Annotated in this window: 14 protein-coding genes; 3 read left to right on the forward strand and 11 right to left on the reverse strand. The window is 28.5% G+C overall.

What is annotated here, in order from left to right:
• From CHL78_RS17475 to CHL78_RS17485, 3 genes are all read right to left on the reverse strand, one after another.
• Positions 1 to 2,319: homocysteine S-methyltransferase family protein (locus tag CHL78_RS17475; RefSeq protein ID WP_334294187.1), on the reverse strand; the 2,319-nt coding region annotated here is incomplete at its 3' end.
• Complete coding sequence (locus tag CHL78_RS17480; protein ID WP_094367957.1) at positions 2,285 to 3,007, reverse strand: vitamin B12 dependent-methionine synthase activation domain-containing protein; 723 nt, start codon at positions 3,005 to 3,007, stop codon at positions 2,285 to 2,287. The genes CHL78_RS17480 and CHL78_RS17475, both read right to left, overlap by 35 nt.
• Before the next feature lie 2 nt (positions 3,008 to 3,009).
• Positions 3,010 to 3,465 carry an S-ribosylhomocysteine lyase gene (locus CHL78_RS17485; protein ID WP_094367956.1) on the reverse strand — a complete coding sequence of 152 codons (456 nt, stop codon included), beginning with the start codon at positions 3,463 to 3,465 and terminating at the stop codon, positions 3,010 to 3,012.
• A gap of 342 nt (positions 3,466 to 3,807) precedes the next feature.
• On the opposite strand from CHL78_RS17485, the gene CHL78_RS17490 reads away from it, so the two are divergent.
• Entirely contained in the window at positions 3,808 to 4,527 is a 720-nt protein-coding gene (locus tag CHL78_RS17490; protein ID WP_094367955.1) for a tRNA 2-thiocytidine biosynthesis TtcA family protein, read from the forward strand.
• 101 nt (positions 4,528 to 4,628) lie between these two features.
• On the opposite strand, the gene CHL78_RS17495 is transcribed toward CHL78_RS17490, so the two are convergent.
• Positions 4,629 to 5,273, reverse strand: coding sequence for a YitT family protein (locus CHL78_RS17495; protein WP_094367954.1), 645 nt, complete (start codon positions 5,271 to 5,273; stop codon positions 4,629 to 4,631).
• 75 nt (positions 5,274 to 5,348) lie between these two features.
• Positions 5,349 to 5,549: a hypothetical protein gene (locus tag CHL78_RS17500; protein WP_094367953.1), complete on the reverse strand. Its 201-nt coding sequence runs from the start codon at positions 5,547 to 5,549 to the stop codon at positions 5,349 to 5,351.
• Positions 5,550 to 5,744: 195 nt separating this feature from the next.
• On the opposite strand from CHL78_RS17500, the gene CHL78_RS17505 reads away from it, so the two are divergent.
• A complete protein-coding gene (locus CHL78_RS17505; RefSeq protein WP_094367952.1) occupies positions 5,745 to 6,662 on the forward strand; it encodes a patatin-like phospholipase family protein in 918 nt (305 codons plus the stop codon).
• Positions 6,663 to 6,692: 30 nt separating this feature from the next.
• On the opposite strand, the gene CHL78_RS17510 is transcribed toward CHL78_RS17505, so the two are convergent.
• Positions 6,693 to 8,453: a sensor domain-containing diguanylate cyclase/phosphohydrolase gene (locus CHL78_RS17510; RefSeq protein WP_243446475.1), complete on the reverse strand. Its 1,761-nt coding sequence runs from the start codon at positions 8,451 to 8,453 to the stop codon at positions 6,693 to 6,695.
• A 448-nt stretch (positions 8,454 to 8,901) separates the two neighbouring features.
• On the opposite strand from CHL78_RS17510, the gene CHL78_RS17515 reads away from it, so the two are divergent.
• Positions 8,902 to 9,567, forward strand: a complete 666-nt coding sequence (locus tag CHL78_RS17515) for an HAD family hydrolase (RefSeq protein ID WP_094367951.1) — start codon at positions 8,902 to 8,904, stop codon at positions 9,565 to 9,567.
• Between the two features lie 17 nt (positions 9,568 to 9,584).
• Here CHL78_RS17515 and CHL78_RS17520 read toward each other — a convergent pair whose 3' ends face one another.
• From CHL78_RS17520 to CHL78_RS17540, 5 genes are all read right to left on the reverse strand, one after another.
• Entirely contained in the window at positions 9,585 to 10,202 is a 618-nt protein-coding gene (locus CHL78_RS17520) for a DUF488 domain-containing protein (RefSeq protein ID WP_094367950.1), read from the reverse strand.
• 65 nt (positions 10,203 to 10,267) lie between these two features.
• Positions 10,268 to 10,612, reverse strand: coding sequence for a zinc ribbon domain-containing protein YjdM (locus CHL78_RS17525; RefSeq protein ID WP_094367962.1), 345 nt, complete (start codon positions 10,610 to 10,612; stop codon positions 10,268 to 10,270).
• A 152-nt stretch (positions 10,613 to 10,764) separates the two neighbouring features.
• Positions 10,765 to 11,817: a DUF4179 domain-containing protein gene (locus CHL78_RS17530; RefSeq protein ID WP_094367949.1), complete on the reverse strand. Its 1,053-nt coding sequence runs from the start codon at positions 11,815 to 11,817 to the stop codon at positions 10,765 to 10,767.
• 13 nt (positions 11,818 to 11,830) lie between these two features.
• Complete coding sequence (locus CHL78_RS17535) at positions 11,831 to 12,370, reverse strand: sigma-70 family RNA polymerase sigma factor (protein WP_094367948.1); 540 nt, start codon at positions 12,368 to 12,370, stop codon at positions 11,831 to 11,833.
• A 380-nt stretch (positions 12,371 to 12,750) separates the two neighbouring features.
• Positions 12,751 to 13,430: SPASM domain-containing protein (locus CHL78_RS17540; RefSeq protein WP_116041635.1), on the reverse strand; the 680-nt coding region annotated here is incomplete at its 5' end.

Genomic DNA, 13,430 nt, shown 5'->3' on the forward strand with positions numbered 1-13,430 from the left:
GTATTCCTCTGTAAGTACAGCTCCACCAACAAAAACCTTAGCATCTATATTATTATCTCTTAAAGATTGTATTGTGTCTTTCATACTTTGTACTGTAGTCGTCATAAGAGCACTTAGCCCCACTAATTTTATTTCATTTTCTCTCGCTGTTCTTATTACATTTTCTATAGGTACATCTTTACCTAGGTCTATCACTTCATAACCGTAGTTTTCTAGCATGATCTTAACTATATTTTTTCCAATATCGTGAATATCACCCTTCACTGTAGCTACTATTATTTTTCCTTTGGATACACTATTATCACTCTTAGATAACAACTTTTCCTTTATTACGTTGAGTGATGATTTTACTGTTTCTGCTGATTGTATCAGCTGAGGCAAGAAAATCTCTCCTCCATCATACTTTTTACCTACAGAATCCAGAGCAGGTATTAATATTTCATCCAAAATATAATTTTCATCCTTTTCTTCTAACAAGCTAAGAGTTACATTTTTTGCTTCTTCCTTAAGACCTCTTTCCACTATTTCTGTTAGCGATAGGTTTGATCCACCACCTGTATTATTCTCAATTTTATTAGATAAAACAACGCCACTATACTTATTTATATAGTTAATACATCCTTTATCTATATTCTTTATTACTCTAAATGAATTAATAACTTCCATCATACTAGATTCATTAGAATTTATTATAGCTAAATCTAGCCCAGCTCCTAATGCTAAAGATAAGAATGTATGATTAAGAGCCTTTCTATTTGGAACTCCAAATGATATATTAGATACTCCAAGTATTGTTTTTACACCTAAACTTTCCTTTATCATCTTTATTGCCTTTAAAGTTTCTACAGCCTCTTCTTGTTGTGCTGATACAGTTAAGGATAGACAATCTATAAATATATCTTCTTTTCTTATACCGTAAGAAACCGCTCTATCTATTATTTTTTTTGCTATATCAAATCTGCCTTTCGCTGTATCTGGAATTCCATTCTCATCTAGAGCAAGTCCTACTACACAAGCTCCATATTTTTTTACTATTGGTAATATACTATTTAGTGACTCTTCTTTTCCATTTACAGAGTTGACTATTGTTCTTCCATTATAGTATCTTAATCCTTGTTCTAGGGCATCTATATTAGATGAGTCTACTTGTAGAGGTGTATCAACTACTGCTTGAATCTCTTTTAATACTTTTGGCATTATTCTCTTTTCTTCTATATCTGGTAATCCTACATTTACATTTAAAATTTCTGCCCCTCCGTTTATTTGCTCCAATGCTAGATTTATAATATAGTCTACATTTTCATTTTTCAGAGCATCTTTTAGAGGTTTTCTTCCTGTTGGATTCAGTCTTTCTCCTACCACTATTGGACCATCTATCTCTATATATTTAGATGGTGAGCACACTACACATTTATTATTTTTTTCTATTATTTTTCTTTCAACACTATTTATATTATCAGATATTTTTTTTATAAAATCTGGATCGGTACCACAACAACCTCCAATAATTGAAGCTCCTACCCCAATAAATGCTTCAACACCCTCATAGAATTCTTTAGCATCTACATCATATAAAGCTTGACCATCCACTATTCTAGGAAGCCCTGCATTAGCTTGTACTATTACTGGTACAATTGCTCTTTCTGATATTTTTTTTACTATTGGTAGCAACTGTCTAGGCCCTAATGAGCAGTTAACTCCTATTGCATCTACACCTAGTCCTTGTATAGTTGCAATCATACTTTCTGGTGTACAACCTGTAAAACTTCTTCCATTTTCATCAAAGGTCATAGTACAAAATACAGGAAGATTAGAATTTTCTTTTGCTGCCAATACGGCGGCTTTTGCTTCATAAAGATCCATCATAGTCTCTATAATAATAAGATTTGCTCCTGATTTTACCCCTTGCAATATTTGTCTTTTAAATATCTCATAGGCTCTATCAAAACTTAATGTACCCATTGGTTCCAACATCTCCCCGATAGGACCAATATCTAAAGCTACGTATCTAGGCTTAGATTTATCCACTTCATCTATTGCTTTTTTTGCTACTGATATAGCATTTCCCACTATTGCTTCTACAGTATACCCTAACTTATCTAACTTAAGTTCATTTGCTCCAAATGTATTAGTTGTTACTACGTTTGCTCCTGCAATCAAATATTCCTTGTGTATTTCTATAAGTTTATCTGGGTTCTTAAGTCCAAATATTTCTGGATTTTCTCCAATTTGTAATCCTTTTTTCTGAAGCATTGTACCCATAGCCCCATCAAATATTAATATGTTATCCTTTATGTGTTCTCTTATATCCACAACCATCAACCTCTCTTTTGAATTTACATGTCATTCTATGCTCACAATTCTCACATAAATTTTTTTCTTGTTTAATTAACGAATTAGTAATCCCTATAATAGCGACTACGGATTTTCTAGGAATCATTATTCCACTATCTGTAATAGTAAGTCCTATCACTTTTTGTGCATTTAGTATGTTTATAATATCTACATTTTTATCTATTGGTAGATCTCCATATCCCGGACTGTATCTAGTAGTTATATATTTACCTTCTTCTAACAAATTATCTTCTATCTTCTTCTGTACCAAGTCACATACTTCTTCTATCGCTGTAGTTGCACATGAATCAATTATTATCCCCTTAGTCAAATCCATGTATGAGTATTTTCTTATTTCCTTTTCAATCTCTATGCCCAATGTACAAGCTAGAAGTATACACTCATCAGAGTTTTTTAATAGTTCATATATATCATCACTATATAATCTTAGATTTGTTCCTTCAAGCTGAATAAATTTGTCATCTCCCAATATATATTTCCTTATAGAATAAACCCTCGATATATATCGAGGATTTATTTTTTCTTTAGTTAATATTCTACATTCATTTATAATACTGTTGAGTTTATCATCAATGTCTTGTCCTTTGTACTCTAAATATCTCAAAACTTCATCTTCATTTATATCAATTAGATTTACAAAGTCTTCATTCATGATTATTCTCCATATATATTAAGCGAGAATCCTTTTTCCAAAGCATCCTTAGCATATTCTTTTGCTCCAAATAAAGATAAGTCTTTATAATTTCCACATTCAACAGCTGTAGCTGCTGGCATTACATCGACTTCTAAAACCATTTTTAAAGCTTTTTCTAAGCCATCTTTTACTTGAGCTGGATCTACATCTCCCCACATTATTAGGTAAAATCCTGTTCTACATCCCATAGGAGATAAATCTATTATATTTTCTAATGTTTCTCTTAAATAAGTTGCTAATAAGTGTTCCAAACCGTGTATTGCAGCAGTTCCAAATGCCTCAGAATTTGGTTGCAAAAATCTCAAATCAAACTTCGTAACCTTATCTCCATTCGTACCATCTAATACACAACATTTTCTTACATAAGGTGCTTTAACCTTTGTATGGTCTAATTTAAAACTTTCTACTTTTTGCATATTTTATTCCCCCCCAAAAAAATTTTACTCTTAATTAATTTTATTTCCATGGTAATATTATACTTGATATTAAATAAATGTTACTCTCATTTTATATAAAAAAACGTCTAAAGATTTTCTTTAGACGTTATATATATATATTACTTATATATGAATTATATATTAAATTTCATATTTTGTAAATATTCTGATTAATACTGATAGGTTTATCTCATTTATTATTATTGTTTACTAAGAGTAAGTTTGTTATAATATGTGAGTTATTTTTTATTTTAAATTATGTAGCTTAAATATATCTTAGGAATTCTTAAGTGTGTATATATCACAGGAGGTAAATTACTTATGCAAAAACTTCTTAGTAAAGCTCGCCAAGCTATACAAGATTTTGATATGATCCAAGAAAATGATAAGATAGCCGTAGGTCTATCTGGAGGTAAGGATAGTTTAACATTACTTCATATATTAAAAAACTATCAAAGATTTTCACCTCAGAAGTTCGAATTAATCGCTATCACACTTAACCCCGGAGGAGTAGATAACTCTCCATTATATAAATTATGTGAAGACTTAGATATCCCTTTTTATGAAGTTCAAACTAATATCAAAGAGATAGTATTTGATATTAGGAAAGAAAAAAATCCATGTTCTTTATGTGCTAATCTAAGAAGAGGTGCCTTAAATTCTAATGCTAAAAAGCTAGGTTGCACTAAGGTAGCTTTAGGTCATCATAAAGACGATGCAGTAGAAACATTTTTAATGTCTATGCTATACGAAGGAAGAGTAAGTTGCTTCTCACCAAAGAGCCATATGGACAAACAAGACCTAACAATAATAAGACCTATGGTTTATATAGAAGAATATATGACTAAAAAAGCAGTTGTAGATTATAATTATCCAGTAATAAAAAATCCTTGTCCTGCTGATGGTCATACTAATAGACAAGATATAAAAGAACTTATTGCTAAGTTAAATAAAGATATGCCTGGTGTTAAGAAAAACTTATTTGGTTCCCTAAATAACTCTGAAAAGTTATTTATTTGGGACAAAGATAAAATAAAATAAATATATTTATCTTCAAGCTGTTATTTATAAAACTCTCATATTAGAGTATATATTAAAAAAGCAGATACAGTAATCTTCGATCTACTGTATCTGCTTTTCTATTAAGATACGTTTTCTAATTGTATTTCTTTCTCTTTTTGTTTCTTTTCGATAATATGTATTAACTTATCTACTAATAAACCATTAATAACAACGGCTATTAATGAGAATATACCTTTATCAAGACCAAATGTAATACCACCACATATTACTACAAATAAATCTACAAATAATAATGATTTACCTATATCAATAGTAGAGTACTTATTTAGTATTTTTGCAAGTATATCTGTTCCTCCAGTAGATGCATTAATTGCAAATGCAATTGCTAGTCCACTTGCTATAATTAATGTTCCACATATCACAGCTAAGAATAAATTTGTTGTAAGAGCATAAGAGTGGAATACTTTTTCCATAATATCCATAACTAAAGAAAGCGCAAAACTTGCATATATAGTTTTAAATCCAAAATCTCCACCTATTAGTATAAAAGATATTATGAATAAAACTAGATTCCCTAAAAATATTATTGTACCTACAGATAGTACAGGTACATAATTATTAATTACTAATGCTAATCCACTTAATCCTCCACCTGCAATTTCGTTTGGAGCATAAAAGTATTGAATACCAAATGCTACTAAAATAACACCTAAAGTTACAATACTATATTCCTTTATTGTAGTGATAATATTTTCTTTTTTCATTATTTTGTGCCCTTCCTATTCTAACAAATTAAAATTTTAATTTGTTAACATGCTGTCTTAATTAAATTATCTATATTAATCTTCAATATATTCAAGTACTATTTTTTGATTGTCTTTTAGCATTATTTCTTCCTTTTTAGATTCGATCCCCGCTTTAGTTATTTTAACTTCAGCTATAAATGCTTCGCTACCTTCAACCATTTCTAATAACTCATAAGCTTTTTTACGACCTATCTTTGATGCTAATTCTTTTAATAAAGATATCTTTTTTAACATATTATATCACCTCCCAATATATTGACATTATATCATCTAATGAATAATTTTCAAAATATAAAAAGATACTTTAAACCTTTAAAATCTAGTAAATTAGGTTTCCCTAATTATTTAGCTAAGAAAGTATACCTATTTAACTAATATTTCATAGTATATATCATGATAACTATTTACTATATGGCGGTGAATTGATATATGAATGCAGATTTAGTATGTAAAGGAGGGGGGATTAAAGGTATAGCTCTTGCTGGTGCAGTATGTTGTTTTGAAGAATATGGATATAAGTGGAAAAGAGTTGCTGGAACTTCAGCTGGAGCTATAATCGCCTCTCTAATTGCTGTAGGTTACACTGGGGATGAAGTAAAAGAAATATGTTTATCCTTAGATTACAATATTTTTAATGATAAAAGTAAGCTACAATCTATACCTCTAATCGGTCAATTTGCAAGTCTTTTAGTTACTAAGGGCATATATAAAGGTGATGCTATTGAAGAATTTTTATATGAAAAATTTAAAGCTAAGGGTAAGACAAAGTTTAAAGATATCTCTCAAAATGGAGAAAGTAACCTTAAGGTAATCGCTTCTGATGTTACTAGAAAAAGACTTGTTATACTTCCGGATGATTTGGTAAATTACAACATAGATCCTATGGATTTTGAAATTTCAAAAGCAGTTAGAATGAGCCTTAGTATTCCTTTTTATTATGATCCTGTAGTAATTAAGGATCAGGATAACTCAAGTTTTATAGTTGATGGTGGATTGGTAAGTAACTTTCCAATATGGATATTTGATGTTGAAGGTTCTCCTAGATGGCCTACATTTGGACTAAATTTATCTAGCAATAATAAAGGTGATACTTCTACAACTGACACTAATTTAGTTTCTTATATGTTTGATGTAATAGAGACTTCTTTGACCCAAAACGAAGATGTCTATCTAAAAGATAAGGATGCTGTTAGAATCGTTAACATCCCAAGCTTAGATGTTAAGACTACAGATTTTAATGTTTCTCATGACACAATCCTTGATCTATATCAATCTGGATATGATTCTGCTAAAGAATTTTTATTTAAGTGGAATTTCCAAAAATATATTACAAAATTTAGAACATAATATAAGAGAACTGACTTAAAATATAATATTTTAAGCCAGTTCTCTTATGTATTTAATAAAATTCTTAGTAATATATGGATCAAACTGCGTTCCAGAACATCTATTTAGTTCATATATAGCCTCTTTTTTAGTCATAGCTTTTTTATATACTCTATCCGTAGTCATAACATCATAAGCATCTACTATGCTTATAATTCTTGATATTATAGGAATTTCTTCACCTTTTAGACCTAATGGATATCCTTTACCGTCCCATCTTTCATGGTGTGTAAGTACACATTTTGCAACATTACCAAGCTCACTTGAAGCATTTATTATACGATATCCTTTTTCTGTGTGTGTCTTCATTATTTCAAACTCTTCTAATGTAAGTCTACCCGGTTTAAGAAGTATATCTTCACTGATACCAATTTTACCTATATCGTGTAATTTGGCAACCAAAGTTAATTCATCTAAATCTGACATCTTAAACTTTAGGCATCTTCCTACTACCAATGCATACTTTACCACTCTTTCTGTATGCTCATTAGTCTCCATATTTTTTTCTTCTAAACTTTTTTTAAGAGATTCTAAAATTGAGCTTTTGATACTCTTTTTTTCTAGAAGTTTTTGACGATATAACTTGTCCTCTACTTTTTTTATACATTCATAAATATCTTCTTTTAAATCAAGTTTAACTGCTTCTCCTAGTGCAATACTTAACCTAACATATTTATATGTACTTTGATTACACTCATAAATTATATTTTCGATAGTTTCTTCGCACTGAATTTCATTACAATTTGGAATTAAAATTATAAACTCATCTCCGCCCCATCTAAATACATATCCTTTTCCATCACACACTTTTTTTAACACATCAGACATATCTTTTAGTAATTGATCTCCTTCTAAGTGACCAAAGGTATCATTTACTATTTTAAGTCCATTAACATCTCCCATAATAATACCTAAAGGGTGATATTTTTCATGATTTAGTTCTTTTATTTTTTCTTCAAAGCTGTATCTATTATATAAACCTGTAAGTATATCTATTTCACTTAGATACCTTAATCGTTCTTCTATATTCTTTCTTTCTGTTATATCTCTAGACATACCAACTACACCCCAGCAATTGCCACTATCATCAATTACCGGAATTTTAACATTCTCTTCTATTCTTTCATTTCCTAAGTTGTCTTTAACGGAATACTCAAAGTATCTAGCTTCCTTACTCTTCATGATCCCTCTATCTTGTTTTAAAAAGTTCAAGGCTACTTCTTTATTACCATAAATATCTAAGTCAGTCTTTCCAAGTATTTCTGTAACACCTCTTTTATTATAGTAATTTTCAAAGTTTTTATTATATCCTATGAATCTACTCTCTTCATCTTTATAGAAAATAGCTTCAGGAACTGCATCAATAATAGTTCTTAGAATATTTTTTTGTTTTTCTATTTCTATTTGTTTTTCTTTTGTATTGCTCACATCTATTATTACTCCTGCTACTCCTTGAACTTTATTGTTTTCATCTTTTATAGGGAATATATAGCATTCCACAATGGAATTTTCAATTTTTCCTTCTACTATATGTATGCTTTCACGTTGTAAACACATTTGTATTTGTTTATCATATATTTGTGCTGTTTCTTTTGGAAATGCTTCTAGATTGGTTTTTCCTATGACATCTTGTAGCTTAACATTGTATATACTCTCGTAATTCTTATTTAAAAATATAATTTTAGAATCAATACTTTCAATCCATACTGGCCAAGGTATGTTTTCTAAAAACATTTTGTAAATATTTATCAAGTCATTTTCTCCTTTCAAAGGTTAATATGTGTTATATATTTATAATTCAACAATAATCTGCAAATATTTCATATCTTTCTTAATTATATCAAATTTAAAGTTGCAAACGCTATTATTTAATATAATATCTTAGTTTAATTACACTAAGATATACTATTTATTTTTATTTAGAGACAAGAAAAAATTTTTCATATATATAAAGTTGACAAAATTTTATCATCATAATATAGTGAACGTAGAAAGTTTTCTTATTATAATAATTTCTTTAATTCAGAAAAAAAGATTGTGGATTATATCATAAATAATAAAGAAAATGTTCTAGACATGAACAATCTATTGCTGATGACAAGTTATAATATACATTATAATTAATAAGATCTATAATTTAAATATTTAAACATATATGTACAATTTAGTACGAATTTAAAATAATAAGGGGGAGTATAAAATGTATCAATGTTGTATTTTTGATTTAGATGGTACTTTGATTGATTCTATAAGCGCTATTTCTTATACTACTAATTTAACTTTAGAAAAGTATGGCTTAGGTCCTATAGATGAAGAACTTTATAAGAAGTTTGTTGGTGATGGATATAAAAAATTAATGGAAAGAGCTTTGATTCACTGTGGTGATACGGAATTATATCACTATGAAGACAGCCTTGTAACTTACATGGATAATTTTAAAATACATTGTATGCATGAAGTAAAAGCATATGAAGGGGTTAATGATATGCTATCTTATCTAAAAGATAATGATATTAAAATAGCTGTTTTATCTAATAAACCTCACGAGAGAACTCTTGATAATGTAAATGGAGTTTTTGGTGAAAAATATTTTAATCGAGTAGCAGGACAGATGGATAGTGTCAAAAGAAAACCAGATCCAGAAGGTGCAGTTATCACTGCAAAAGAATTAAATGTCTTGCCCGAAGACTGTTTATATATTGGTGATACTAATACTGATATGATGACAGGTATCAGTGCTGGTATGGATACTATAGGTGTTACTTGGGGATTTAGAACTCGTGAAGAGCTAGAAAGCTATAATCCGAAGTATGTTATTGACCATCCGAGTGAAATAAAAAATATAATAAAAAGAGTCACAGTATAGTTGACTCTTTTTATTTTTTATTTGTTTATATTTTCAGTTCTATATCCTATTTCTTTATTTGCTAGCCTATAACCTTCTTGTAACATGTCTTCTCTTGTTACCGCATTGCCTAGTAAATTATCTACACTTAATTGATTTCTCTCTGCAAAATATTTCTCAAGCAATGATTCTTCTATATCCTCTTGGCAACTCAAATTACCTTCATGCATTATATATTTAATATTAAATCCCCTTTGTTCTAGCACTCTACCCAATAAAATACTCCTATGACATCTTATTGGATCTTGCATCGCACCTAGTAGTGCAATTTTATAACCCATTTTGCATCCTTTTACTAGTCTTTCTATTCCTGCTAAAAAAATATCTTCTTTTGCTACCTTCTCAAAATCTGCATATCCTTCTTTTGTATAAGTACTTTTATCATTTCTTCTAGCTCCAAATTCATTTCCCATATAAATATATTTAAATCCTTGTTTCTTAAGACTCTCTTGAAAGACTTCTTTATTGTACTGAACATTATATTTTGAATATGGCGTTTCTCTAATATCTACTACAACATCTATATTATACTTTTTTAACATATCAACAAGCTTTTCAAGTTGATAATTTGAATGCCCTATTGCATATATTTCCATCTAATCACCTATCTTTTTATTATAAATTATATAAAAAAGCTAGGCTTAACGCCTAGCTTAATGTATTATGCTTTTTTAACAACTGAAGACTTTAGTTTCATAGCTCCGAAACCATCTATCTTGCACTCTATATCATGTCCGTCAGCTGCATCAGGAACTAAACGTATGCTTTTTACTTTTGTTCCTATCTTTATAGATGATGAACTTCCTTTTACTTTAAGGTCTTTGATTACTGTTACAGCATCTCCATCATTTAATATATTCCCATTTGCATCTTTTATTATATTTGTATCTTCTTCTGTTTCTGCTCCTGCAGCCCACTCATGAGCACATTCTGGACAAACAAGAAGTGTTCCATCTTCATAAGTATATTCTGAATTACATTTTGGGCAATTTGGTAAATTTTCCATTGTTATATATCCTCCGTTCATTATTTTCAATTCTCTCTTTTTAAAAGATAGAGAATTCCTTTTAGGCTTATATAATATCATATTCTACTCATATTGACAAATTCCATCCCCTGTTTATGCTATTTAGCGTTGTGTATCTTTATTTATTTTAGCTACTTATTTATATCTATTTCAATTACATGTTCTTTTAATTCTTTATTATAAGTATTATCTTCATAGTAATATAAATCAAAGAGCATAATTGGGTTTATTTTTATACTTTTAACCTCTTTTTTAAGATTTTTAAATCTAGCTCTTGCTATCCCTTTTGATTCAAGATAATCGTATGAATCACTTGTTCCAATATCCTCTATAGTGTTTCCATCTTGATCTTCTAAGATACAACCTACACTCATCCTTTTTTCTAAATCATCTTCTGATAAATTCTTTGTTGAAAATTCTACTGTTGTAGATATAGGTGTCATAATCAATTGATCAATGGATATACTTCCTCCATTCGATAAATTAATTACCTTATTTATATTAATCTCTTTAGTTACTTCATTTATAGCTTCATTACTAGCTTTAAAGTTAAACTCCCATTTTCCTTCTTCTATAATCTTATCTGGCTCAAAATCGTCTTTACCACCAATTACTATCTTCATATCAAATTCCCCAACTTTGTTTAGATGTTCCCTTGGCTCTAAAACAAATTGTTTTAAGTTTTCACCTTTGTCACTATATGTACCTGACATACCTCTTCTTTTAATTTCTTTTCCATCTATAAATACCTTAGGGTATATTCCCTCTATATTTTCAGTATCGATACTATTGCTTGATAAAGTATAAGTAATTATTATATTCTTATAGTCAAATATTACTTCATTAATAGTAATCGTTAATCCATTGTCTGTTACTTGCTGATCCACAACTGTTCTATAATTATTTGTTTCAATATCCTCATAACTTTTAAAGTTTTCTATGGGATTCCTACTTAGTAGTTTTTCAAATTTATCTGCAATAGCTTCATTATTTTTTATACCTATTAATGATATTATCGCCAAGGATGCCACTGCTATCTTTTTACTAGTATTAGCGTTTGATGTTTGTATGCTTTTTTTCAGACTACTTTTTATTTTCTTCTTTTCTATATCATTTAAATCTTCTTCTTTATACTCATTTAAATCAATTTTTGTATCATTTAATAATTCTAACCAATCCTTCATATGTATCACCCCTTTATTTATTTCCAAATAACATTCTTAATTTTTTCTTACCTCTAGAAATTCTGTTGTATATATTCTCATCTTTAATATTCATACTAGAAGAAATCTCTTTTATTGTTTTTCCTTCAATATAGTACTCTATAAATATTTTCTTATCTTCTGGCTTTAAACTATCTAATAAGTTATCTACTTCTTTTTTCAATTCTTGTTGTTCAATCTCTATCTCAATATTATCAGCTGTAATTTCTATACTTTCTAAGTCTTGAATTGAATATTCTTCTAAGTATTTTCTTTTGTATGAAATACATTTATATTTAGCAATTGCTGCTATCCAATTTTTAAAATCTCCCTTTTCAGTATCATACTGGTCTACCCCATACCAAACAGCTAAAAATATATCGTGGATACATTCCTCATTGTAATCCTTTAAATTATATAGATGCTTATTTACAATGGATTTTATCAGTCCTCCATATGTATCTACTACATAATCTAATGCTTTTTCATTTTTCTTTTTTAAAAACTTTATAAAGTTTTTTTCGTTAATTTTCATTTATTCCTCCTATGTAAGTTATTACATATATTAATTAGCTTTAAGTTTTAATTTTCTATCCAAATTTATAAAAATTTTTAAATTTAGTATATAATTTTTAATTGCATACCTTAACTTATAGTTTTTTATTTTTAGTAAGACATATAAAAACCGTATCATTTATTTATGATACGGCTTTTCATAACCAATTCAATTAATTACTTCTTAATCATTACACTATTTTTATTATAAAATTTCTACTATTTTATGTAACCAATATATTAAGTAAATATTAATATATCATTAAAATTAGTAAAGAGAGCATGCTTTAAAACATACTCTCTTTTAGACTTCTCTAAATATATATTTTTAAATCCTATTTTATCTTCTATAACTTTGTTTTAAAATTTTACTAGTCTATCAATTGCATACTCGAAAAATTCCTTATAAGATTCACAGAAATAGTTTAGCGATAAATTTCCATCCATATTTTCATCTCTATCTCTTCTGCATCCACCTCTACATAGGTTTTTCCACTTACATTCCATACAGCTATCATCTACCTTTAATGATGATGATATAAATTTACTTTCTTTTCTTTTTCTTTCTATATCTTCAAAATCTTCTTCTATTAGATTTCCTATCTTTTGTTCATCTAATACATAAAAATCACAAGGATATACACTACCATCAGCCTCTATTACATTTTGAATCGTACAATGACCAATCATACCACAAGCTTCTGGCCTAAACCCTTTTATTATGCCTACTATATTTTCAAAATATCTATTATATACAAATCTTCCATTTTTCATATCCTCATACCATAAATCGAATAAGTCTTTTAAAAACTGTCCATAAAGCTTAGGAGTAAGTGAATACTCATGACCTCCTCTTTCTTCACCTATAGGATCTAAGCACGGTATATATTGTTGGTATGAAAAATTCTTTTCTTTATAAAATTCATATATACTTGTTATATTTTGTGCTACATAAGAAGTTACTACAGTCAATATATTGTATTCTACTTTATACTTATCAAAGATCTCTATTGTTTCTAGTATCTTATCATAAGTACCTT

Origin of the sequence: Romboutsia weinsteinii (assembly GCF_002250835.2) — a bacterium.
Taxonomy (GTDB): domain Bacteria; phylum Bacillota; class Clostridia; order Peptostreptococcales; family Peptostreptococcaceae; genus Romboutsia_A; species Romboutsia_A weinsteinii.